Genomic DNA, 21,903 nt, shown 5'->3' with positions numbered 1-21,903 from the left:
ATCGCGTCCAATGCTGACGATTTGCTGACCGCAGATGGTCCGCCACACCCCTGACCTGAGAAGAAACGCAAACCACGTGGTATTGCGGTGGAACTTCATCGGCCGCACCAACGAGGAGATCGCCCAGACCCGCGCCGACTGGCAGTCCGGCACCCGCTTCGGCGAAGTCCATGGCTACGCCCTCGCCCGCCTGCCCGCCCCGGAGCTGCCGCTGACGCCACTGAAGCCGCAGGGCCACGAGCGCTGAGCTGGCGCCGGTAGCTGTGCGGTGGGCCGTGTCATGGGCGCATCGATGGTGCTCGACACGCCCCCACCGCGCTCTGGTGCGTTCGGCGGCGTTGTTCGGATCACCCGTTCGCGCCAGGGGCGATGTGATAAGGATAGCGCTTGACGGCGGGCCGAACGGGGGGAGTCGGAGACATGCGCGATCCGTTGGAGAACGTGGAACTCACCGAGGCCGTGCAAGGTCTGCGGGACCAATTGATGGCCGCCGCGGACGCTGCGGACAGCCAGCGCATCAGGTTCGAGGTCGACGAGATCACGCTGGACTTCTCGGTCGAGCTGCGACGCGACGCGACGACCAAGGCGGGGTTCAAGGCCTGGGTGGTCTCCGGCGACGCCCAGGTGGGGGTGGCGCAGAACACCGTCCACAAGGTGTCCGTGAAGTTGAAGCCGAAGGACTCGGCCCTCGGCGGGCCGATCGAGATCGGCAGCCGGGCCGCGGTCGACCTGGGTGACTTCGAGCATCCGTCCGGACTGCGCTGCGGATGAGCGTCCGGTCCGTCGAACGCGTCGCCATCGTCCAGGGAGCGCGGCAGGGCAGCGGCTTCCTGTTGAGCTCCCGCCTGGTGCTCACCTCGGCGCACCTGTTCGACGGGGATGGCGGGGCCGCTCGCGTCGCTGTCCCCGGAGGAGCGGGGACGCGCAACTGCCACCTCAGGTGGCGCCGTTACGACGAGGCGTGCGATGCGGCCCTACTCGAAGCGGACGATGACCTGGTCAGGGACGCCACGACGTGCCGGATCTCCGACGTCCGCTGGGGCCGGACGGTGGGCCTGGCCGCGTGGGAGAACTGCGAAGCCGTGGGGTACCCGCTCATCTCGCTGCGGGACGGGACGAGACCGGACACTGAGCAGATCGTCGGCACGCTGAAGCCGGGGTCGTCGATCCTGCGCGGCCGCTACATCCTGGACAGCTCCCACACACCCCCGCCGACGGCCGGCACTCCCGGCGCATCGCCCTGGCAGGGGATGTCGGGTGCCGCGCTCTTCGCCGGAGAATTCCTGATCGGCGTGGTCTCCGGGGACCCGGGTCAGTGGGCGCACGCACGGGTGGAAGCCGTTCCAATCTCCGTCGTGGTGGCTGACCCCGGGTTCCAGCGGGCGGTGCAGGCAGCCGCAGGGCTGCGGCCGGAAGTGGTGGAGATCGGCAGGTCGGCACCGCACGCGGTACATGAGGCCGCCACCTCCCGCGAAGGCGACTGGCTCCGGGTCGCCGACGCCGACCCGATCTCCTTCGGAGTCCATCGCGCGCCGGACGCCGCCGGTCATCCGGAAGTGGTGAAGTACGTGCCACGCGACGTCGACGCCCAACTTGACGCCCGACTCGAAGCGCTGGCGGAGAACGGCGGCATGCTGCTCCTGACCGGGGATTCGGCGGCGGGCAAGTCGCGGGCCCTGTTCGAAGGCATGGTCCGCAATCTCCCGGACCGGTCGGTCTGCAAGCCGGATCCCGACGCCGACCTGGCCTTCCTGCACTCCCCCTCCGGAAGCGACTACGAGAGCGTCGTGTGGCTCGACGACCTGCACACCTACCTGCGGTCCGACGGGCTGACGCCGTCCCTGCTCGACCGGCTCGTCCGCCGGGGCACGGTCGTGCTCGCGACGCTGCGCACCGAGTTCTACGAGCACTACACAGATGAGGAGGACGGGCCGTCACTCTCGCAGAGCACCGGGCCGCGTCTGCCGTCCTCGCCGGGCAGGGTGATCCGTGCTGCGCACCACCTCACGCTGGACCGGATCTGGACCGACGACGAGCGGCAGGCCGCGTCGGCGCGCCAGGACCCGCGCGTCGTCGCGGCCTTGAGCGCCGACCGGGCGCACGGGGTGGCGGAGTACCTGGCGGCGGGGCCACAGGTCCTCAAGCGGTGGAAGGCCGCCTCCCGGGTGCGGGGCAACCCCCGGGGGGCCGCTCTCGTCGAGGCTGCGGTCGCCCTTGCCCGCACGGGTGTGGACAGTGCGCTGCCACCGGATTCCCTGGAACGCCTCCACGAGTACTTCCTCGACCTGGCGGGCGGTCCGGCGCTGCGTCCGGAGGGCATGGCGGAGGCATGGAAGTGGGCGTCCCGGATCGTGCTGGGCGTGACCAGTCCCCTGGTGCCGGGCCGGGGCGGAACGTGGAAGCCGTTCGACTACCTGGTGTCCGATGCTGCGCGCCGGGCCCGTCCGAATGAACTCCCGGAGCAGGTGTGGGAAGAGGCGCTGCGCGTCGTGGACGATACGCGCCGGGTGCTGGTGTCGACCGTCGCCAAGGTGGCGGGCCGGCCGGAGGTGGCCAAGGAGGTGCTCCGTCCCCTCGCGGAGGCAAACGATCCAGACGGCCTGATCAATCTGGGGGCTCTGCTGGCAGAGGAGGAAAACTATGACGGCGCCGCCCGCTGCTTCGAGTGCGCTGCCGCTCTGGGCGACTCCATGGGGGCACATAATATGGGTGCCGTCTCCTTCGTGCGGGGGGATCTGGAAGCGGCCCTGGAGTGGTACGAGCGCGCGATCCAGGGTGGGGAGCGGATGTCGATCGGAGCCCTCGGTCTGGTCCACGAGAAACTGGGCGACCAGGACGAGGCGGTGGCGCTCTGGAAGCGCGGTACCGAGGCCGGAGATCCCGCCAGTGCGCTGCACTACTCGGACTGGCTGAGGTCGAAGTGGCAGTCGGACGAAGCCGTCAAAGCCCTGAGAATTGCTGCCGACGGCAAGATCCCGCTCGCCGCCCTCTCGTACGCGGGCGTCCTCCTGCGTAGGAAGGACCACGAGACGGCGAATGCCTACGTGTCGGGTGCCTACGCCGCAGCGGTCGAGCAGGGGGAGCTGGGTGATCCGATCGGCTGTCTGATGGCCGGTGTGACGGCGTACTCCTTCGGCGACGTCCGCCTGGGGAAGAAATGGTGGAGCCGGGCGCAGGAGCGTGGCTGTCCCTCGGACTGGGTGGTCCTGGAAGCAGAGGAGGGCTCGCCCGGACTGCGGCACCTGGCCTTCAGTCAGGTCTGCCTGGACAGAATCGGACCGGAGGAAGCCCGTTCGCTCATGCAGTTGCTCTGGGCCGGTGACTGCCAGGACTGCGGGTACCCCCTGGGTGACGGTGTTCCTGCACTCTACGTGGACGACACCTTCATGGCGGCCAACGCGCGGCTCTTCCATTTCGGACTGTGCCGGTACCCGCACTGGAACGAGTCAGCCCTGACCCAGACGGCCAAAGACGTGGGCATCAGCTGGACAGCATTCACCGCCGGAGTGCCCATGGGGGAGGGATTCGGCCCGCTTTGCGTTCCCGCCCTCGTGGTCAACCCGTCTTTCGAGGTTGCGCAGTTGGTCCGCAGCGAGGACCGCTGGACGGCGACGGCGGCGTACGGGCCCCGGTCGGCCTACGCCCAGGTGCTCAACCTGCGACCGTTGTGGTCCGGGCTGCCGCCCAAGTCCTCCGACGGGCGCGCCTGGGCACTCACCGGCCCCGGCGAGGTTGCGGTGGTGGTGTTCGGGGAGGTCTGGAGCGCTCCGGCAACCGAGGCGTTCATCGCGCTGGTGGAGCAGTACGGCGGAATGCTGCTCATCACGGCGAGCACCGTCGGGCCCGAGTCCGAGGCCTCGGTGGACGTCCTGGCTGATGTCCTGCAGGCCTGGGACTCGATGACGAGGTGGGTCCCCTTGGAGCCAGGGGCTCCGGGGTAGGCCGTTCCCTGCGGATCATCTGATTGTTGGTTGATGAGCAATAGGCGCGGGCAGAGCCGTTGTTGCCGTACCCGGCGCCTCGGCGGGGGCGGACGGTGGCGTGATCATCGGGAGGTGATCGACGCGATCGTGTTCAAGTACCGGACCGGGACGCCGTAAACGGACCTGCCGGAGCGCTTCGGGGTCGTGGAAGGACGTCCACAACCGGCCATGGAGGTCGGCACTGGACGGCCGAAGCCGAGGGCGACTTGGACCGCGTGGTCGCGGTCGACTCGACGATCGTGCGCGCACCAGCACGCCGCCGGGGCCGAGTGGACCCTCACGCGGCAGCGCCCGCTCACCAAGACCGACTGGCTGCTGCCCATTTCCGACGCCCCGCAGCACGAGATCGACCGCCGCTTCCACGCCATCGTCACCGACGTAGTCGGCGAGCCCCGACCGAACTGGTCGACGAGCACGGCGCCGTGGCCTGGCAGCAGCGCACCGCGCTGTGCGGCCACCCGCTGCCTGACGCGGTCGAGAGCATCGACTGCCCGCTGTGCTTCCCCGGGCAGTTCCACGACGCCGAGATCGGCCTGCACTACAACGTCTTCCGGTACTACGACCCGGCCACCGCCCACTCTCTCAGCCCCGACCCGCTGGGCCTCGATCCGGACCTGATCGACCTGTACCACGCGATGCCAGCAGCGTCGAGCAGAAACAGGCCCACAACTGGGCCAACACGGCGATCACGCCTGGCTTCAAGGCCTCTACAAAATCCGATTCAGCTCAAACCGCTGGTGACGGCCTTCTCAACCATCGAACACCCTGTCTTCACACCCTATGGCTGAGCGCGGCCACCTGCCCGCGCTCGACCAGCGCACTCATCAACCTGGACCGGTCCCGACATGTGCCACGGCCGCCGTCGATCTCAACTACCCAGCCCTATGGCACTGGTGAGTGGCAATCATGTCTCGGTACCAGGCGTACGAGGCCTTGGGGGTGCGCTTCTGGGTCGCGAAGTCGACGTGGACGAGGCCGAAGCGCTGGTGGTAGCCCTCTGCCCACTCGAAGTTATCGGCAAGCGACCACGTGTAGTATCCGCGGACGTCGACGCCCTCGGCGACGGCCTGGGCGAGGGCGTCGAGGTGGCCGGCCAGGTAGTCGATGCGGGGTTGGTCGGGGACGGTGCCGTCCGCGGTCACCTCGTCGGCGACGGAGCAGCCGTTCTCGGTGATGGTGATGGGCGGGAGGGCGGAGCCGTAGCGGTCGCGCAGGCCGACGAGGAGTTCGCGCAGGCCGTCGGGGACGACGGGCCAGTCGAAGGCTGTGCGGGGCACGCCGTCGATGGGGGCCTCGGTGAAGGGGAGGCCGGGGTCGGTGGGGGCGGCGATGCGGGTGGGGTTGTAGTAGTTGACGCCGAGGCCGCCGAGCGGCTTGGCGGCGATCAGCTTCAGATCGCCGTCGTGGACGCTGCCGCCGAGGTCGGGGCCGACACCGTAGGCCGACAGGTCGGGGTAGCGGCCGAGGAGCAGCGGATCGGTGAACAGGCGGTTGTGCAGGGCGTCGTAGGCCTCAGCGGCGGCGAGGTCTGCCTCGGCGGACGAGGCGGGCCACACGGGCGTGAGGTTGTTGGCGATCAGCACCTCCAGGCCGTGCTCACGCAGCACGGCGGCGGCGAGGCCGTGGGCGAGCAGCTGGTGGTGGGCGGCGGGCAGCGCGTCGAGCATCAGGGCCCGGCCGGGGGCGTGGATGCCGAGGGCGTAGCCGTAGACCATGTGGACGAAGGGCTCGTTGAGGGTGATCCAGGCGGGCACCCGGTCACCCAGCCGGTCGGCGACCACTGCCGCGTACTCGGCGAAGCGGTACGCGGTGTCGCGGTTCAGCCACCCGCCGGCGTCCTCCAAGGCTTGCGGGAGGTCCCAGTGGAAGAGGGTGGGCAGCGGGGTGATGCCGGCGGCGAGCAGGTCGTCCACGAGGCGGTCGTAGAAGGCGAGTCCGGCGGGGTTGACCTCACCCGCACCGGTGGGCAGCACCCGGGGCCAGGCGATGGAGAAGCGGTAGCCGTCCAGCCCGAGGCCCTTCATCAGAGCGATGTCCTCGGGGAACCGGTGGTAGTGGTCGCACGCCACCGCACCGGTGTGCCCGTCGCGGACGGCGCCCGGGCGGGCGGAGAAGGCGTCCCACACCGAGGGCCCGCGGCCGTCCTCCTCCACCGCCCCCTCGATCTGGTAGGCGGCGGTGGCGGCACCCCAGCGGAACCCCGCCGGCAGGTCGAAGCGGTCCGGCATGACAGCCTCCTGAGATAACGTGAGGAGAGCTCATGTTATCGACTCGACGCCGAAGCGCCAGAGGCAAGCGCGATCGCCACCACCACGACTAGCGCCAGTTCGAGGCCCCCGGCGACCGAGTTGATCAGGCTGACGAGGCACGTCGAGGCGATCGCGAGCAGGGCCCGGACGAGCAGCACCACCAGCGTGATCAGGCGCGCCGTCTCCTCGTTCTCGTCGATGCCGGCGAGCGGCATGAACGCCTGGCTCGCCAGCGCGTTGTCGATCGCCACCACGCCGGTCGCCAGGTAGCAGAAGGTCGGCCTGCCGAACCACCAGCCGACCCTGGGGTTGGCCAGCCGCGAGGCCCACTGGTACGAGGAGCCACTGAGCGGGATGCGGGCCGCGAACTGCGCCACCACCAACCTCCGCCACCTCGGCCGCCTCTCCTCACCTTGGCGCCTCCGCCTCCGTGGGCAGCGGCACGAGCCGCCCAGTGTTCCCTCCCGGGGCACCCGGGCCGGGTTCGCCGTGGGCGATTCACACGAGCACACCCCGGACGGACGCCGCCGTTCGGGGGCTCACCCGATGATGATCGAGTGCCGGACGAAGGTTCGGGCCGCAGCCCGGGGCGGCTCCATGACGCGGGTGAAGCGGGCGCCGCGGGCTGGGGATTCGCTGCCGTGCCGGCGGCTCGGCCGGGCTCCTGCCCGGCCGAGCCGCCGCCGTCATGCGAGCCGCGCGGTGAGGTCGGCGAGCAGCTCGGCCTCGGGCGGGGTCGGATAGAAGTGTCCGCCCGTGAACCAGCGGTGCTCGAAGCCGCCGGGGACGGTCAGTTCGGACCACGCACGGACACCGTCCGGCGGGCAGTCGGGGTCGCTCTCCCCCGCGTACGCGGTGATGGGTGCGCGCAGGGGTCTCGGCTGCCGTGGGCGGTACGTCTCGATGAGACGGTAGTCGGCGCGCAGCGCCGGGAGGGTCAGCTCGCGCAGCTCCGGGTCGTCGTAGGCCTCCGCCCCGGGCCCGCCCAGCTGCCGGACGTCCGCGATCAGTGCCTCGTCGTCACGGGCGTGCAGGTCGGTGGGCGCGGCGCGGTGCGGGGCGACGCGGCCGGAGACCAGCAGGCGGGTGGGCGGGCGGTCGCGGCCGTCGAGCCGCAGGGCGACCTCGTAGGCCACCGCCGAGCCCATGCTGTGGCCGAACCGTGCCACCGGCCGGTCGAGGTACGGTTCCAGGGCGGTGTGGATCTCGTCCGCGAGGGTCGGCAGGTCGGGGGCGAAGGGCTCCAGGAGCCGGTTCTGCCGTCCCGGGTAGCGGACCGCCAGGAGCTCGACGTCGGCGGGCAGCCGTGCGGGCCAGCTGTCGAAGAAGTCGGCGGTGCCGCCGGCGTGCGGGAAGCAGACCAGTCGGAGCCTCGGCTGCTGCGCGCGCCGGTGCACGCGGAACCACGCGCCGGCCTCGCTCCGGGCTGGTGCCGGCCGGGTGACCGGGTGTCCCACGGCTACCACCGGCCGCGTGACGGTGTGGAGTTGAGCTTGGCGCTGAACGCCGCGAGGGCCCGGCCACCAGGTCCGGCCGCCGCCTGGCGGCATTGGCGACCAGCAGCCCGCCGAAGGAATGGCCGACGAACACGTACGGAGCCCGCTCCCCCGCCGCCTCCAGCGCAGCCAGGAGTTCCTCCGCCTCGGCCGCCGTCGTCCTCGGGAAGGGCCCGACGTCACTCCAGCCCGAGCCGAACCGGTCGACCAGCACCGAGCGGGTCCGCGCCGCCGTCATCACGTGCAGGTGCCGGAAGTCCTCGCCGGAGGCGTGTCCCCCCGGCAGCCAGACGACCGTGGGGCCGTCCCCGGCGTCCCCCTCCGCGAGGAGGTGCATCCGGTGGCCTCCCACGTCGACCAGCTTCCCCGGCACCGGCCGCGCCCGCGCCTCGCGGGCCACCAGCACCAGGTGCCGCACCGCTCCCGCTGCCAGCACTGCACCGACAGTCACAGCCATCCACCCGAGTACCACCGCCCAGGCGCTCTCCAGCGCCACGAGGCCGACACCCACCGCCGTCACCAGCAGCGCAATCGGCAGTCCCAGCCAGTCCCGGCTCAGCAGAGCGAGCCAGGCGTTCGCGACCCGTCCGTCCCCGCGCATCGGCCCTCCGCGGCAGCAACATTCGAATCCGGTGCCCGCGCTCCTTTCCTACCCCCATGCTCGTACCCGCACCCGACATCCGCTCGCGCACACGGCGCGCACGGCCGAGGACGCGACGCGCCGGCACCCGTGACCCCGCCGTCCCGTCGCCTCCCGGCTGGAATCGCCCGAGCGGAATCGGCCGAGCGGAGTCGGCCGACCGTCCTCGGCCGACCGGACTACCCGGCCCGCAACGATCCTCCTGAGCGGGCCGCAGCGGCCGGCTAGGGCGTGCCGCCCTGCTGCCGGCTCATCCACTCGGCGATCGCCTGCTCGGTCCGGGCGAGCTGGTCGGTCGGGCTGAACTGCAGCAGCTCGGTGCCCGCCTCGACGTACGGCCGGTGCCCCGGCGGCTGGTAGAACGCGTCGCCGGCCTCGTACACCTCATCGTGGTCTCCGAAGACGTAGCGCATGCGGCCGGCGATGACGTAGCCCCAGTGCGGACACTGGCACGCCCCGCCGGGCAGCGCCTGCAGCGGGCCGTCCAGGTCGGAATCGGCCCCGAAGGAGACGAACTCGACCGTGTAGCCCCCCATCTCCGCGCGCCGGTCGACAACCGGCCCGAATTCCTGGACCTGCGTCGCCGTCTTCTTGGACACCTTGGGCATCGGTGGGCCTCCACTCCGTGCGGTTTCTTCGGGACGTCCCCTCGTCGTGAGTTGACCACCTCGCCGGGCCCGACGCATCCGGGGCCGTCCGTGGGCGTACCCCGGCACGCCCGGCGAAGCCGTGACCAGGGGCGCGTGGCACCCCCGGCGGAAGCGGGTTTCTTCCGGCGGCTGAACATTCGTTGACCTGGTCGGGGTCGGCTGCCAGGCTGTCGGACGTGAGCCAATCCGAGCGCCTTGTGGGCCGCCTGCACGTCGATCTACGACGGCACGCGAGCGCCATCTGTGCCGTCTGCCACTGACCGGCGCCCCTTCGCGCTGACGCGCTGCTCTCACCTGCCGGCCTGAACCGGCACGGTCGCCCTGCCGGCACGGTCGCCCTGCCGGCACGGTCGCCCCGCCGTCGCGGCGGCCGCTCCGGGCTGTCGCCGTACCCGGCCGTGCCGTCCTCCTCAGCCTCCGCCCCGGCCTGTGCGCCGGGTGCTCCCGTCCACCACCGGCCGTTCACCCGCCTCGCCGCGTGACGGGCAGCCCTGCTGCCCGTCCCCGTCGGCGTACTCTGCCGACCCCGCAAAGGACCTCCCATGCCCGTGACCTCATGGCCCGCCTCCCGACCCACCTCCCGACGCCGGTTCCTCACGCTGGCCGCGGTCGCGGCGGCGGCGGCCGCCTGCGGCCGGGCGACGGCGGCAGGCGGCGGGGCCGAGACGAAGAAGCTCCGCTACCAGGGCTGGGTGGGGCAGGTGACGTTGCCCGAACTCGCCGAGGACCTCGGCTACTTCGGCGATGTGAAGCTGGAGTGGGTGGGCAACACGATCAGCGGCCCGCAGGACATCCAGTCGGCGGCGACCGGGCAGACGGACTTCGGCGGGGCGTTCAACGGCGCCGTCGTCAAGCTGATCGCGGCCGGGGCGCCGGTGAAGGCGGCGATCAGCTACTACGGCGTCGACGCCGCCTCCTTCACCGGCTACTACGTGCTGGAGGACAGCCCGATCCGCTCCGCCCGGGACCTGATCGGCAAGAAGGTCGGGATGAACACGCTCGGCGCCCACGTCGAGGCGGTGCTCGACACCTACCTCCAGCGCAACGGCTTCGCCGCACCGGAGTTGCGCCGGGTCGAGCGGATCGTCGTGCCCCCGGTCAACACCGAGCAGTCGCTGCGGCAGCGGCAGATCGAGGTCGCCTCGCTGGGCGGCGTCCTACGGGACAAGGCGCTGGCGGCGGGCGGGATCAGGCCGCTGTTCAGCGACTTCGACCTGCTGGGCGCCTTCAGCGCCGGCACGTTCGTGCTGACCGACAAGTTCCTCCGGCAGAACCCGACCACGTCGAGGGTCTTCGTGACGGGGGTCGCGCAGGCGATCGAGTGGGCCAGGACGACGCCGCGCGAGGAGGTGATCGCCCGCAGCGCGGACATCATCAAGCGACGTGGCCGCAACGAGGACGTCGCGGCGCTCCAGTACTGGAAGTCCTTCGGCGTCGCCGAACCCGGCGGCCGGATCACGGACCGGACCTTCCAGCTCTGGATCGACTGGCTGACGGCCCACGGTGACATCAAAGCCGGGCAGGTCAGGGCAGCCGACCTCTACACCAACCGGTTCAACGGCTACCCGGCCGCCTCGCCCACCGCCGCAGGGAGCTGAGCCCGCGATGACCGATCACATCAGCTTTCGCCAGGTCACCAAGACGTTCCCGCTACGGGGGCGCGCGGGTGACCGCCGGCGCTCCGGATTCACCGCCCTCGACTCGGTCGAACTCGACGTCGCCAAGGGCGAGTTCCTGGCCGTGGTCGGACCGAGCGGGTGCGGCAAGTCCACCCTGTTGGACCTCCTCGGGGGTCTGACGGCTCCGACCTCCGGTGAGATCCTGCTCGACGGCCGGCCGGTCACCGGCCCGGGGATCGACCGCAGCATCGTCTTCCAGCAGTACGCACTGCTGCCGTGGCGGACGGCCCAGGGCAACGTGGAGTTCGGCCTGGAGGCCACCGGCGTGCCGAGGCGTCAACGGGCCGCCAGAGCGCGGGAGTACCTCGACCTGGTCGGTCTCACCGGCTTCGAGGACCGCCACCCGCACGAACTCTCCGGCGGCATGAAGCAGCGGGTCGCGATCGCCCGCAGTCTCGCGTACGACCCGGCCGTCCTGTTGATGGACGAGCCGTTCGCGGCGCTCGACGCGCAGACCCGCGAGTCGCTCCAGGACGAGCTGCTGCGGATCTGGCAGCGGACCGGCAAGACCGTCGTGTTCATCACCCACGGCATCGAGGAGGCGGTCTACCTGGGCGGCCGCGTCGCGGTGCTCACCTCGCGCCCGGGCCGGGTGAAGGAAGTCGTCCCGATCGACCTGGGTGAGCGCGCAGCCGGCCACGACCTGCGCTCCAGCCCGGAGTTCGCCCGCTACCGCCACCAGATCTGGAGCCTGCTGCACGACGAGGTCAGCCGTGCGCAGCAGTTGGAGAGAGAGGTCAGCCGCGTATGAGCACCGACCTGAACCCGCGCCCGGCGGTGGCCGTGCGGACGGCCCCGACGCCGGCCCCGGCTTCGTCTGCCGAGCCGAAGGACCGGCCGACCGGTGCCACGGGCACGCCGGCCCCGGCCCACGGGCCGGGGGTGCTGCGGCGCCTCGCGGGGCTGCTGCTGAGAGGCGCCACGAAGTCCGTGGCGATCCTCGTGCTGCTGCTGCTCTGGGAGCTCGCCCCGCGCTTCGAGCTGGTGGACCCGACCTTCCTGCCACCGTTCAGCGAGGTGCTGGACGCCTGGTACGGGCTGCTGCAGAACGGCCAGCTGGCCGACAACACGGCGGCCAGCCTGACCCGTTCGCTCAGCGGCTTCGGCCTGGCGGTGGTGATCGGCGTGCCGCTCGGGCTGCTGATCGGCTGGTACCGGCCGGTGGCCAACCTGCTCAGCCCGCTGCTGGAGCTGTTCCGCAACACGGCGGCGCTCGCCCTGCTCCCGGTGTTCGTGCTGATCCTCGGCATCGGCGAGACGTCCAAGATCTCGATCGTGCTGTACGCCTGCCTCTGGCCGATCCTGCTCAACACCATCAGCGCGGTGCGCAGTGTGGACCCGACGCTGATCCGGCTCGCCCGCTCGCTGGACCTCTCCGCACCCCGCCTGTTCCAGAAGGTGATCCTGCCCGCCTCGGTGCCGGTGATCTTCACCGGTGTCCGGCTCGCCGGGGCGGTGTCGATCCTGGTGCTGGTGGCCGCCGAGATGGTGGGGGCGAAGGCGGGGCTCGGCTATCTGATCAACGCGTCGCAGTACAACTTCGCGATCCCGCAGATGTACGCGGGCATCGTGACGATCTCCGTCATCGGGCTGGTCTTCAACCAGCTGTTGGTCGCGCTGGAGCGCCGGTTCACCGCCTGGCGCGCCCCGCTGGGCAGTTGAGAGGTGTGACGTGAGTACACAGCAGGAGTTCGCGGCCGACGTCCTGGTGATCGGCGGCGGCCCGGCGGCCACCTGGGCGGCGCTGGACGCAGCCCGCGCCGGCGTGGACGTCGTCCTGGCCGACAAGGGGTACTGCGGGACCAGCGGCTCGACGGCGGCCGGCGGCACCGGCGTCTGGTACGTCGACCCGGAGCCGGCGCGCCGCGAGGCGGCGATGGCGAGCCGGGAGGCGCTCGGCGGCCACCTGGCCGACCGGCGCTGGATGGCCAGGGTCCTCGACCAGACCTACGCCAACATGAACGAGTTGGCGGAGAGCGGGAGTTATCCCTTCCCGACCGGTCCGGACGGCCGCCAGCTGCGGAACGGTCTGCAGGGCCCCGAGTACATGCGCCGGATGCGGATCCGGGTGCGGCGGGCGGGTGTCCGCATCCTCGACCACAGCCCCGTCACCGAACTGCTCACCGCCGCCGACGGTTCGGTCGCCGGTGCGGCGGGCCACCGCAGGCAGGCCGGGCACCCCTTCCTGGTGCGGGCGGGGGCCGTGGTGCTCGCCACCGGTGGCTGCGCGTTCCTCAGCAAGGCACTCGGTACGAACACCAACACCGGGGACGGCGCTCTCTACGCGGCCGAGGTGGGCGCCGAGCTCTCGGGGATGGAGTTCTCCAACGCCTACGGCATCGCGCCGGAGCACACCTCGGTGACCAAGACCGCCTTCTACTCGTACGCCACCTTCACCACTGGGGACGGCGCCGCGCTGGAGGGCGCCGCCAGCCAGGGCGGCCGTTCGGTGATCGCCCGTTCGCTGCTGGCCGGGCAGAAGGTGTACTGCCGGCTGGACCGCGCCGACGAGGCGGCCCGCCGCGCGATGCGCCTGGCCCAGCCGAACTTCTTCCTAACCTTCGACCGGCTCGGCATCGACCCGTTCACCGACCGGTTCGCCGTCACCCTGCTCGCCGAGGGCACCGTGCGAGGCACCGGCGGCATCCGGATCGCGGGCGACGACTGCCGCACCACCGTCCCCGGCCTGTACGCGGCGGGGGACGCCGCGACCCGCGAGGAGATCTGCGGGGGCTTCACCGGCGGCGGCAGCCACAACGCGGCCTGGGCGATGTCCTCGGGCACCTGGGCCGGGCGAGGCGCGGCCGGGTACGCGCGGGCGCTCGGACCCGGTGCCCGTCGTCGTACGCTCGCCCCGGCCGGCCGGGCCGGGCTGCGCCCCACCGGGACGCCCGGCGGGGACGCCCGCGAGATCGTCGCCGCCGTCCAGCGCGAGGTGCTTCCGTACGACAAGAACTACCTCCGGCACGGGGATGGCCTCACCGGTGCGCTCACCGTGCTCGACGAGACCTGGGCACGGCTGCGGGCCGGGCTGCGGGCCACGGGTACGGACGCGATCCGGGCCCGGCAGGCGGCGGCGCTCGCCGCGAACGCCCGCTGGATGTACCGCTCGGCGCTCGCCCGGACCGAATCCCGGGGGATGGCCCGCCGGCTCGACCACCCCGACCAGGATCCGGCGCAGCACCACCGGATCGCCACCGGCGGTCTGGACGAGGTCTGGACCCGCCCGCTCGCCCGTACCGCCACGGAGGCCGCCGCGTGATCGAACTCGTCTCCCCGGAGCGCTGCATCGCCTGCGACCGATGCATCAAGGTCTGCCCGACCGACGTCTTCGAGCGGGGCGCGGACGGCGTCCCGTCGATCGCCCGGCAGGACGACTGCCAGACCTGCTTCCAGTGCGAGGCCAACTGCCCGGTGGACGCGCTGTTCGTCGCCCCGTACACCCACCCGCAGCCGCAGGACCCGGCCGTCCGTGACGAGCGGCGGCTGACCGAGGCCGGGCTGCTCGGCAGCTACCGCGCGCAGATCGGCTGGGGACGGGGCCGGACCCCGGGCGCGCTGCGCGCGATCGGCCCGGCCGTGGGGCCGGCCGCCTCGGCCACCCCCATCACCTCCTGAATGTCCGCACCGTACACACCGTCCGAAGGAGATCCGATGACCAGCACCTTCGAGATCCGCAAGGTCGGCGGCCGGATCGGCGCCGAGATCCTCGGCGTCGACACCGCCGCCGCACTCGATGCGGGTACCGTCGAGAAGCTCAACGCCGCGTTGGTGGAGCACAAGGCGCTCTTCTTCCGCGGCCAGCAGCTGGACGACGACGGCCAGACCCGCTTCGCCGCCAACTTCGGCACCCTCACCACCGCGCACCCGACCGTCCCCGCCCTCGACGGGCAGCCGAACGTCCTGGCGGTGGACAGCGAGGACGGCGGCCGGGCCAACCGCTGGCACACCGACGTGACCTTCGTCCGTACGCCTCCGAAGGCCAGTACCCTGCGCAGCCTGATCGTCCCGCCGTACGGCGGCAACACGCTGATCGCCAACACCCAGACCGCGTACCGGGACCTGCCGGAGCAGCTTCGCGAGTTCGCCGACCGGCTCTGGGCCGTGCACACCAACGACTACGACTACGCGCAGGGCAAGGAGCTGGACGCCGCGGACCAGGAGCGCCGCCGGGTCTTCACCGCCCGCAAGTACCGCACCGCCCACCCGGTGGTACGGGTGCACCCGGAGAGCGGTGAGCGCGGGCTGTTCATCGGCGGCTTCGCACAGTCGGTCGTCGGCCTGCCGAGCGCCGAGTCCCACGACCTGCTGCGCAGCCTTCAGGCGTACGTGACCCGGCCCGAGAACGTGGTCCGCTGGCGCTGGGAGCTGGGGGACGTGGTGCTGTTCGACAACCGCGCCACCCAGCACTACGCGCCGGACGACTACGACGGCCTGCCGCGCCGCCTGCACCGCGTCACCGTCGCCGGTGACGTCCCGGTGGGGGTGACCGGGGAGTCCAGCCAGGCGCTGGAGGGTGACGACGCCTCGCACTACACGCCCTGACCGGCGGCCCGTCCACGCGGAGGGCTCCGCGTGGACGGGCGCCACGGGGAAGGCCCGGACCACTGCTTAGGTTCAAGGAGTGGTCCGGGCCTTCCCCGCGCGGCCGGGCGCCGGCCCGGCGTGCGGCCGTCACGCCGCGGTGTACCGCCCGGCCGGGCGTGGCAGGCCGTAGTGCTCGCGCAGGGTGTTCCCGGTGTAGCCCTCGCGGAACAGGCCGCGTGCCCGCAGGATCGGGACCACCTGCTCGACGAAGTCGTCCAGGCCTCCGGGCAGGACCGGCGGCATGATGTTGAAGCCGTCGGCCGCGCCCTGGGTGAACCAGGTTTCGATGTGGTCGGCGAGTTGCTCGGGGGTGCCGACCACGACCTGGTGGCCCCGGCCTCCGCCGAGCCGCCCGACGAGTCGGCGAAGGGTCAGCCGGTCGCGCTCGGCGAGGTCGCGGATCAGCTCGAAGCGGCTCTTGGCACCGTTGATCTCGGTGACCGGCGGCAGCGGCGGCAGCGGCTGGTCCAGCGGGTGGTCGGTGAGGTCGACACCGAGCACGGTGGAGAGCACGCCGACCGCGCGGGCCGGGTTGATCAGCGCGTCCAGCTCCTCCTCCAGCGCGCGTGCCTCCGCCTCGGTGGAGCCGAGGACGGGGACGACGCCGGGCAGGATCTTCACCTGGGCCGGGTCGCGGCCGGCCTCGGCGGTCTGGCGCTTGAGGTCGCCGTAGAAGGCCTGCCCCTCCGCCAGCGTCTGCTGCGCGGTGAACACCGCCTCCGCCCAACGGGCGGCGAAGGCCCTGCCGTTGTCGGAGGATCCGGCCTGCACGAGCAGCGGGTGGCCCTGCGGGCTGCGCGGGATGTTCAGCGGCCCGCGCACCTGGAAGTGCTTGCCGACGTGGTCGATGTCGTGCACCCGGCCCGGGGCGGCGAAGGCCCCGCTCGCGCGGTCCAGCAGCAGCGCGTCGTCCTCCCAGCTGTCCCACAGCGCGGTGACCACGTCGAGGAACTCGGCGGCCCGCTCGTAGCGGACGGCGTGGTCCTGGTTGGCGCTGCGGCCGAAGTTCTGGGCGGCGCGGTCGCCGGCCGAGGTGACGATGTTCCAGCCGGCCCGCCCGTGGCTGATGTGGTCCAGCGAGGCGAACTGCCGGGCCAGGTTGTAGGGCTCGGAGAAACCGGTGGAGACGGTGCCGATCAGGCCTATCCGCGTGGTCACCGTGGCCAGCGCGGTGAGCAGGGTGAACGGCTCGAAGTGGCTGATCAGGCCCCAGCCCCCGTCGGAGCGGGCCTCGACGCCGTCGGCGAGGAACACCGAGTCGAAGGAGGCCGCCTCGGCGGCCCGGGCGAGCCGCTGGAAGTGTGCGACGTCACCTGCGGCGGACGGGTCGGTGCGGGGGTGGCGCCAGGCGGCCTCGTGGTGGCCGACACCCATCAGGAAGAGATTGAAGTGGAGTTGGCGCTCGGTGGGACTTTCGGGCATGACGGAACGCTCCGGAGCTCGGAAGGCGGGCGTGGAAAGGGGATGACCCGATTCTCCGGCCCGTCCTCCGGCCGTTCAACGATTCACCTGCCGGTGGAATTAATGCGCCGTTGACGAGGGCTCAACGCATCGTCCGGGCGGTCGGGCTCCCGGCCGTCCGCAGCTCCATCGGCCGCTGGTAGACGCTGTCGAGCACCCCGGCGCAGGCCGCCACCGCCAGCACCTCGACGCCGAAGGCGGTCGCGGTGACCAGCTGTTCGGGTGCGGCGTTGGAGTGCAGCCGGACCTGCTCGGCCAGGTACGGGCGCAGGCGGGGAGCCACCGACATCCCGGCCTCACTGACCACCAGGACCTCGGGGTTGAGGACGTCCAGCAGCAGGCCGGCGGCGGGCGCGACGAGCCGGAGCCGCTCCTCGAAGAGCCGGATCGCGGCGGGGTTCCCGGTGCCGGTCAGGTCCAGCAGCAGGCCGAAGTCGGGGGCGGGGATCAGGCCGAGGACGTGGGCCCGCCGGGCGAGGGTCCGGTCCGCCACGGTGGCCTGGAGGCAGCCGGTACGCCCGCAGGAGCAGGGCTCGGTGGAGCCGGGTACGGCGAGGTGGCCGATGTCGCCCGCGCGGGACCGCCGCCCGCGCAGCACGCTGCCGCCGGTGGCGATGGCCGCGTCGACGACGTTGCCGACGAACAGCTGGACCAGTTCGGTGGCCGTGCTGCCGGCGCCGAACAGCAGCTCCGCCTGGGCCAGCGCCCGGGCGTGGCTGTCGACGTGCACCGGCAGCCGGGTGGCGTCGGCCAGGACGTCGCGGACGGGGACGTCGTGCCAGCCGAGCGGGCCGTGGGCGACGACGCTGCCGCTCTCGGAGTCCACCCAGCCGCCGGTGACCACTCCGAGGCCGAGCACGGAGTGGCCGGTGGCCCGACGGGCCAGGAAACCCGGCAGGTGGGCCCGGATGGTGCCCAGGACGGCGCCGGCGTCGCCGCGCCGGGGCAGGCGCTCGTGGGCGACCACCCTTCCACGCAGGTCCAGCAGGGCGAAGGTGAGCCACGGTACGCCGATGTGCACCCCGCAGGCGAGGTGGTGACGGGTGTCGATGTCCAGCGGCAGCTGCGGGCGCCCCGCCCTGGGCGGACCGTCCGGCGGGGGCAGTACGCGCAGCAGCCCGAGGGCGGTGAGGTCGGCGGTGTGCCGGGAGACGGCGGCCGGGCTGAGGGCGGTGGCCCGGCCGACGGCGCTGCGGGTCAGCGGGCCGCCGGTCAGGACCGCGCGCAGCACGGCCCCGGCCCCGCCGCCCTCGGTGGGCAGCGGGGCCCTGTCGTGCGTGGGCGGGGCAACCAGGGAGAGCATGCGGTCGATGCTCCCAGCGGCGTGTTGCACGGGCGTGGCGAGGGCGTGAAGCGGCCCGGGCGGGTGCCCGGGCGGGGGGCGTCATCGAGTTCGCCCAGGCCGGGACCGTCGGTCCGTCGTAGCCGCGATCCCGCACCGGCGAGCCGGGAGAGCACCGCCGTACGGCGGGTGTTCCACGGTGTTCACCCAGGGAGGGTTCCAGGGGGGCGGGAGTAACCCGTCCTCCCTGTCCCGCAGGTGTGGAGCTCCCGGTCGGGTCGGGGCCGGGAGCGTCATTCGTCCCAGGCGGCGGCCGTGCTCCCGGCGGTCATGACGAGCCAGCCGAGGGCGGGGATGCCCAGGGTGACGGCGAGCGGCCACTGCGTCGACATGAGGATGAGGCTGCCGAAGAACGAGAGGAAGGTGAGGAAGGCGGCGATGAGGAAAGGGCCCGCCTGCGCGCCGGAACGCCACCAGGTCAGGCCGTGGGCGGTGAGCGCCGATCCCAGGCCGGCCAGGATGGCCACCTTCAGGCTGGTCAGCCAGGGCGTGCTCGGGTTCTGGGCGCGGTGCCCGTGGTAGGAGAGCTCGGACACGTGCCCCCGAAAGACCGCCAGGTCCACGTCCAGGCCGACCTTCGCGTCGTCGTAGAAGGCCTTGCCGACGGTGTAGCTGTGCTTGGGGGCCGTCTCGCGTGCCACGGTCAGCAGGTAGGTGGTGCCTTCGTCGCTGTTGTCGGCCCTCCGCGCCGTCACCTTGCCGGTCTCGTGCAGTACGCAGTCAGTGCCGGGCGTGGCCGCCGCGGTGCCGCACATCGGGGCGTGGCGGTAGGCGCCCACCGCGTGGTAGCCGTCGACGAACCAGGTGAAGCCGAGCACGGTGGTGGCCAGTCCGGCCACCAGGAACAGGACCTGCGTCAGCACACGGACGACCGGCCCGGCGATCCGTCGGAATCCGCCGGGCGGCCTCGCGTCCCTGATTCGCGCGTTCATCGCAACCCCCTCGATCGCGTACCCGGGCACCTCCCCGACGCCCGGCAACGATGCTTCCAGGGACGTGGCCGTCGGGGGGAGGGGGCACGGCGTCCTTGTGACGAACCTGTGGAAGTCCGATCGGCAGGCCGGGTCAGCGCAGCAGGCCGACTGCCGGTTCGTCGAGCGGCGCGGTGACCGCGTGCCCGGTCCGCCGGGCGTGAGGGCGGGCGTGAAGCCGGGCGTGAAGGCCCCGGGGCCTCACGACCACAGATGGTCGCCCAGGGCAGTGCCCTCCGAGGCGCCGGGGAGGACGTAGGCGACGGCGGAGGCGGTGTGTTCGACGAAGGGGTTGAGGGCGTCGCGGGCGGCGAGGCGGTCCTGGACGCGGGTGAACTGGCCCGGGTCGCGCATGAACGCGCAGAAGAGCAGGCCACGGTCGCCGGGGGCGTCGTCGTAGCTGTAGCCCCGGCGGAGCATGCGGGCGCCGCCGTCGAGACGGGGGCCGGTGAGGCGCACGTGGGCGGCGGCCGGGATGACGTAGGCGCCGTCCGGGTGCTTGGCGTAGAGGTCGGGCTCGTCGTGTTCGGCGGTGCCGGTCAGCGGGGCGCCGTCGCCGGCACGGCGGCCCATCGCGAGGTTCTGCTTCTCCTCGGGGAGCGCGGCGAAGGCGGCGGTGTCCATCCGGATCCGCCGGTAGACCAGGACGGTGGCGTTCTCGTGCGGCCCCGGCGGGCCCCAGACCCACTGCCGGGCGGCGTCCTCGTCCGGGTTGGCGGTGCCGTCCTTGAAACCGAACAGGTTGCGGGGTGTGGCGCCCGGCTCCGTCCCGGGCAGGAAGCCGGACTGCGACCAGCGGGGCGTGGCGCCGGCGGAGTGGGCGGCCGTGGTGGCGAGTTCGGTGACGACGGCGAGCGTCCAGTGGTCGGCGGCGCAGAGTTGGAGCAGCACGTCGCCACCGCTGCGCGCCGGGTCGAGGCGGTCGCCGGGGAACGGCGGCAGCTCGGCCAGTGCGGCGGGGACGGCGAGGCCGAGCCTGGTGGCGAGGGCGGGGCCGAGGCCGACCAGCGAGGTCAGGCGGGTGGTGCCGTCGGCCCGCAGGCGCGGGTCGGGCGAGGGGCCGGACCCGGCCGTCGCCGCGGCCAGGATGCGGGTCCAGCCGGCGAGGAGAGTGCGCAGGGCCTCCCGGTCCGCGGCGGCGGAGGTCGGCGGGAGGTCGAAGGCGACGAGTTTCGTCGCCGGGAGTTGACTGGACGTCAGACCGGCCTGCCGGGCGCCGTGGAACGGAGCCGGCGCCTCGGACGGTGGTCCACCGAGCGCGGTGGCGCGGCCCGGCGGGCGGTCGCCGTCCGCCAGTTCGCCGGCCGCCGCCCCGACGCCGGCGGCGAGCACCGCACCGGCCGCCAGCAGCGCCCGTCGCCGCCCGAGACCGGGCGCGACGGGCGGGCTCGACGGCGACGCGTTTTCCGGTTCGGTGGGCATGCGCCCTATTGGAGACGATAGAACACATGCCATGCAAATCACGTCGCCTGATCGTCAGTCAACTCCCATGGCCACCGTGACCGCGACCGCCCTGGTCGTCGCGGTCGCCCTGACCGCGGGGTGCTCCTCCGCGGGTCCGGCCTCGGACGACGCCAGGCATCCGGCCGGGAGCGTGGTCCGCGTGCCGGAGGACTTCCCCACCGTCCAGAAGGCCGTGGATGTCGCGCGCGAGGGCGACACGGTGCTGATCGGCCCCGGCACCTACCCCGAGAGCGTCCACGTCACCAAGCGGAACGTCGTGGTGCGCGGGACGGACCGCTCCACCGTGGTTCTCGACGGCGGGCTCAAGCTGGCCAACGGCATCACCGTCACCGGCCCCGGCTCGGTGGTGGAGAACCTCACCGTCCACGGCTACCTCGCCAACGGCGTCCTGTTCACCGGCGTCACCGACGCGAAGCTGCAGCAGCGCGGCGCGGGCGGCTCGGCGTACGACCCGCTGGACACCGCCCGCTTCCCGCCCGTGGAGGGCTTCCGCGCGACGCGGGTGACGGCGTACAACAACGGCCTGTACGGCATCTACGCCTTCGACGCGCGCGCCGGCGTGATCGAGGACTCCTACGCCTCCGGGCACGCCGACTCCGGCATCTACGTCGGCCAGTGCAAGCCCTGCGACACCCTGGTGCGCGGCAACACCGTGGAGCGCAACGCGGTCGGCGTCGAGCTGACCAACGCCTCGGACGGCCTGTCGATCCTGGGCAACCGCGTGGCCGGCAACCGGGTGGGCGTCACAGTCAACTCCAACGACCTGGAGGCGCTGGCCCCGCAGCACGGCGCGGTGATCGCGGGCAACGTGGTCGTCGACAACAACGCCGCAGACACGCCCGAGCAGGCGGACGGGGGCTTCGGGATCGGCATCGGGATCGGCGGCGGCACCGCGAACCGGGTGGAGCGCAACCTCGTCCGGGGCAACCGCGCGGCCGGGGTGATCGTCACCGACCCGCCGGGGCACCCGGCGAGCGGCAACCGGGTCGAGGGCAACCAGGTGGACGGCAACGGCGCCGACCTGGTACTCGCCTCGGCCGACCCCGGCAACTGCTTCGGCGGAAACCGGCCCGCCACGCAGAGCCCGGACGGCCTGGAGGCCGCGGCGGCCTGCGGCGGCCAGGGGCGCGGGCCGCTGTCCCCGGGCCGCACGGCTCCGGTTCAGGCGCCGCCCGGTGTCCCGTTCAGCCGGGTGCCGGCGCCGCCCGCGCAGCCGTCACTGCCCGACGCGACGGTGCCCGGCCGCCCGGCGACCGGCCTGCCGGGCGCGGTGGACCCTGGGGCGTACCCGCTCCCGACGGACGCCGGCACGCTCCCGGCGCGGCCGGCGGGGTGAGGGACGCGGCTGGCGGGGTGAGGGACGGCCGAGGGGGCGGGCGGC

19 protein-coding genes and 2 pseudogenes are annotated in these 21,903 nt (G+C 72.6%); 12 read left to right on the top strand and 9 right to left on the bottom strand.

Features of this window, described 5'->3' with window-relative positions:
• Positions 1-76 precede the first annotated feature (76 nt).
• The 4 genes and pseudogenes from ACZ3YO_RS23250 to ACZ3YO_RS23235 form a co-directional block, all read left to right on the top strand.
• Positions 77-247 (top strand): annotated as a pseudogene (locus ACZ3YO_RS23250) (pirin family protein); the annotation flags it as partial.
• A 173-nt stretch (positions 248-420) separates the two neighbouring features.
• Positions 421-771 carry a trypco2 family protein gene (locus tag ACZ3YO_RS23245; RefSeq protein WP_465572372.1) on the top strand — a complete coding sequence of 117 codons (351 nt, stop codon included), beginning with the start codon at positions 421-423 and terminating at the stop codon, positions 769-771.
• The gene (locus tag ACZ3YO_RS23240) at positions 768-3,941 is read left to right on the top strand and encodes a trypsin-like peptidase domain-containing protein (RefSeq protein WP_465572369.1); all 3,174 of its coding nucleotides are present in this window, start codon (positions 768-770) and stop codon (positions 3,939-3,941) included. Before ACZ3YO_RS23245 ends, ACZ3YO_RS23240 begins: the two co-directional genes overlap by 4 nt.
• A gap of 464 nt (positions 3,942-4,405) precedes the next feature.
• A complete protein-coding gene (locus ACZ3YO_RS23235) occupies positions 4,406-4,771 on the top strand; it encodes an RHS repeat domain-containing protein (RefSeq protein ID WP_465572366.1) in 366 nt (121 codons plus the stop codon).
• A gap of 84 nt (positions 4,772-4,855) precedes the next feature.
• Here ACZ3YO_RS23235 and ACZ3YO_RS23230 read toward each other — a convergent pair whose 3' ends face one another.
• The 5 genes and pseudogenes from ACZ3YO_RS23230 to ACZ3YO_RS23210 all read right to left on the bottom strand — a co-directional run bounded on the left by ACZ3YO_RS23230 (position 4,856) and on the right by ACZ3YO_RS23210 (position 8,976).
• Positions 4,856-6,211 (bottom strand): GH1 family beta-glucosidase, encoded by a 1,356-nt coding sequence (locus tag ACZ3YO_RS23230; protein WP_465572363.1) that lies wholly within the window; start codon positions 6,209-6,211, stop codon positions 4,856-4,858.
• Between the two features lie 35 nt (positions 6,212-6,246).
• Positions 6,247-6,609 carry an amino acid permease gene (locus ACZ3YO_RS23225; protein WP_465572360.1) on the bottom strand — a complete coding sequence of 121 codons (363 nt, stop codon included), beginning with the start codon at positions 6,607-6,609 and terminating at the stop codon, positions 6,247-6,249.
• A 309-nt stretch (positions 6,610-6,918) separates the two neighbouring features.
• Positions 6,919-7,689 (bottom strand): thioesterase II family protein, encoded by a 771-nt coding sequence (locus ACZ3YO_RS23220; RefSeq protein ID WP_465572357.1) that lies wholly within the window; start codon positions 7,687-7,689, stop codon positions 6,919-6,921.
• A 73-nt stretch (positions 7,690-7,762) separates the two neighbouring features.
• Positions 7,763-8,065, bottom strand: a pseudogene (locus ACZ3YO_RS23215) (alpha/beta fold hydrolase); the annotation flags it as partial.
• 527 nt (positions 8,066-8,592) lie between these two features.
• Positions 8,593-8,976: a cupin domain-containing protein gene (locus ACZ3YO_RS23210; RefSeq protein WP_465572355.1), complete on the bottom strand. Its 384-nt coding sequence runs from the start codon at positions 8,974-8,976 to the stop codon at positions 8,593-8,595.
• 218 nt (positions 8,977-9,194) lie between these two features.
• Here ACZ3YO_RS23210 and ACZ3YO_RS23205 point away from each other — a divergent pair, with 218 nt between their 5' ends.
• The 7 genes from ACZ3YO_RS23205 to ACZ3YO_RS23175 all read left to right on the top strand — a co-directional run bounded on the left by ACZ3YO_RS23205 (position 9,195) and on the right by ACZ3YO_RS23175 (position 15,242).
• Positions 9,195-9,278, top strand: coding sequence for a putative leader peptide (locus ACZ3YO_RS23205; RefSeq protein ID WP_352296006.1), 84 nt, complete (start codon positions 9,195-9,197; stop codon positions 9,276-9,278).
• Positions 9,279-9,560: 282 nt separating this feature from the next.
• The gene (locus tag ACZ3YO_RS23200) at positions 9,561-10,616 is read left to right on the top strand and encodes an ABC transporter substrate-binding protein (RefSeq protein WP_465572352.1); all 1,056 of its coding nucleotides are present in this window, start codon (positions 9,561-9,563) and stop codon (positions 10,614-10,616) included.
• A gap of 7 nt (positions 10,617-10,623) precedes the next feature.
• Positions 10,624-11,448: an ABC transporter ATP-binding protein gene (locus ACZ3YO_RS23195; RefSeq protein ID WP_465572349.1), complete on the top strand. Its 825-nt coding sequence runs from the start codon at positions 10,624-10,626 to the stop codon at positions 11,446-11,448.
• On the top strand, positions 11,445-12,359 hold the full coding sequence (locus tag ACZ3YO_RS23190; protein WP_465572346.1) for an ABC transporter permease: 915 nt from the start codon (positions 11,445-11,447) through the stop codon (positions 12,357-12,359). Before ACZ3YO_RS23195 ends, ACZ3YO_RS23190 begins: the two co-directional genes overlap by 4 nt.
• A gap of 10 nt (positions 12,360-12,369) precedes the next feature.
• A complete protein-coding gene (locus ACZ3YO_RS23185; RefSeq protein WP_465572343.1) occupies positions 12,370-13,959 on the top strand; it encodes an FAD-dependent oxidoreductase in 1,590 nt (529 codons plus the stop codon).
• Positions 13,956-14,315: a 4Fe-4S dicluster domain-containing protein gene (locus tag ACZ3YO_RS23180; protein ID WP_465572340.1), complete on the top strand. Its 360-nt coding sequence runs from the start codon at positions 13,956-13,958 to the stop codon at positions 14,313-14,315. Before ACZ3YO_RS23185 ends, ACZ3YO_RS23180 begins: the two co-directional genes overlap by 4 nt.
• 36 nt (positions 14,316-14,351) lie before the next feature.
• Positions 14,352-15,242, top strand: a complete 891-nt coding sequence (locus ACZ3YO_RS23175) for a TauD/TfdA dioxygenase family protein (RefSeq protein WP_465572337.1) — start codon at positions 14,352-14,354, stop codon at positions 15,240-15,242.
• 129 nt (positions 15,243-15,371) lie between these two features.
• On the opposite strand, the gene ACZ3YO_RS23170 is transcribed toward ACZ3YO_RS23175, so the two are convergent.
• From ACZ3YO_RS23170 to ACZ3YO_RS23155, 4 genes are all read right to left on the bottom strand, one after another.
• On the bottom strand, positions 15,372-16,706 hold the full coding sequence (locus ACZ3YO_RS23170; protein WP_465572335.1) for an LLM class flavin-dependent oxidoreductase: 1,335 nt from the start codon (positions 16,704-16,706) through the stop codon (positions 15,372-15,374).
• Positions 16,707-16,827: 121 nt separating this feature from the next.
• On the bottom strand, positions 16,828-18,048 hold the full coding sequence (locus ACZ3YO_RS23165; RefSeq protein ID WP_465572332.1) for an ROK family protein: 1,221 nt from the start codon (positions 18,046-18,048) through the stop codon (positions 16,828-16,830).
• Positions 18,049-18,320: 272 nt separating this feature from the next.
• The gene (locus ACZ3YO_RS23160; RefSeq protein ID WP_465572329.1) at positions 18,321-19,019 is read right to left on the bottom strand and encodes a hypothetical protein; all 699 of its coding nucleotides are present in this window, start codon (positions 19,017-19,019) and stop codon (positions 18,321-18,323) included.
• Positions 19,020-19,259: 240 nt separating this feature from the next.
• Positions 19,260-20,480, bottom strand: coding sequence for a Dyp-type peroxidase (locus ACZ3YO_RS23155; protein ID WP_465572326.1), 1,221 nt, complete (start codon positions 20,478-20,480; stop codon positions 19,260-19,262).
• A 67-nt stretch (positions 20,481-20,547) separates the two neighbouring features.
• Between ACZ3YO_RS23155 and ACZ3YO_RS23150 the strand changes: the two genes are divergently transcribed.
• The gene (locus ACZ3YO_RS23150) at positions 20,548-21,858 is read left to right on the top strand and encodes a right-handed parallel beta-helix repeat-containing protein (RefSeq protein WP_465572324.1); all 1,311 of its coding nucleotides are present in this window, start codon (positions 20,548-20,550) and stop codon (positions 21,856-21,858) included.
• The last annotated feature ends 45 nt before the right edge of the window (positions 21,859-21,903 follow it).

It is taken from the genome of Kitasatospora sp. NPDC022785, assembly GCF_055561295.1.
The sequence above is the reverse complement of the archived record's forward strand: the minus strand, read 5'-3'. Positions and strand labels throughout refer to the sequence as shown.

Bases quoted from the DNA above. Each gene is read 5' to 3' on its own strand.
- ACZ3YO_RS23245 (WP_465572372.1), top strand. From the start codon at position 421: ATGCGCGATCCGTTGGAGAACGTGGAACTCACCGAGGCCGTGCAAGGT.
- ACZ3YO_RS23240 (WP_465572369.1), top strand. From the start codon at position 768: ATGAGCGTCCGGTCCGTCGAACGCGTCGCCATCGTCCAGGGAGCGCGG.
- ACZ3YO_RS23230 (WP_465572363.1), bottom strand. From the start codon at position 6,211: ATGCCGGACCGCTTCGACCTGCCGGCGGGGTTCCGCTGGGGTGCCGCC.
- ACZ3YO_RS23210 (WP_465572355.1), bottom strand. From the start codon at position 8,976: ATGCCCAAGGTGTCCAAGAAGACGGCGACGCAGGTCCAGGAATTCGGG.
- ACZ3YO_RS23200 (WP_465572352.1), top strand. From the start codon at position 9,561: ATGCCCGTGACCTCATGGCCCGCCTCCCGACCCACCTCCCGACGCCGG.
- ACZ3YO_RS23195 (WP_465572349.1), top strand. From the start codon at position 10,624: ATGACCGATCACATCAGCTTTCGCCAGGTCACCAAGACGTTCCCGCTA.
- ACZ3YO_RS23190 (WP_465572346.1), top strand. From the start codon at position 11,445: ATGAGCACCGACCTGAACCCGCGCCCGGCGGTGGCCGTGCGGACGGCC.
- ACZ3YO_RS23175 (WP_465572337.1), top strand. From the start codon at position 14,352: ATGACCAGCACCTTCGAGATCCGCAAGGTCGGCGGCCGGATCGGCGCC.
- ACZ3YO_RS23170 (WP_465572335.1), bottom strand. From the start codon at position 16,706: ATGCCCGAAAGTCCCACCGAGCGCCAACTCCACTTCAATCTCTTCCTG.
- ACZ3YO_RS23165 (WP_465572332.1), bottom strand. From the start codon at position 18,048: ATGCTCTCCCTGGTTGCCCCGCCCACGCACGACAGGGCCCCGCTGCCC.
- ACZ3YO_RS23160 (WP_465572329.1), bottom strand. From the start codon at position 19,019: ATGAACGCGCGAATCAGGGACGCGAGGCCGCCCGGCGGATTCCGACGG.
- ACZ3YO_RS23155 (WP_465572326.1), bottom strand. From the start codon at position 20,480: ATGCCCACCGAACCGGAAAACGCGTCGCCGTCGAGCCCGCCCGTCGCG.
- ACZ3YO_RS23150 (WP_465572324.1), top strand. From the start codon at position 20,548: ATGGCCACCGTGACCGCGACCGCCCTGGTCGTCGCGGTCGCCCTGACC.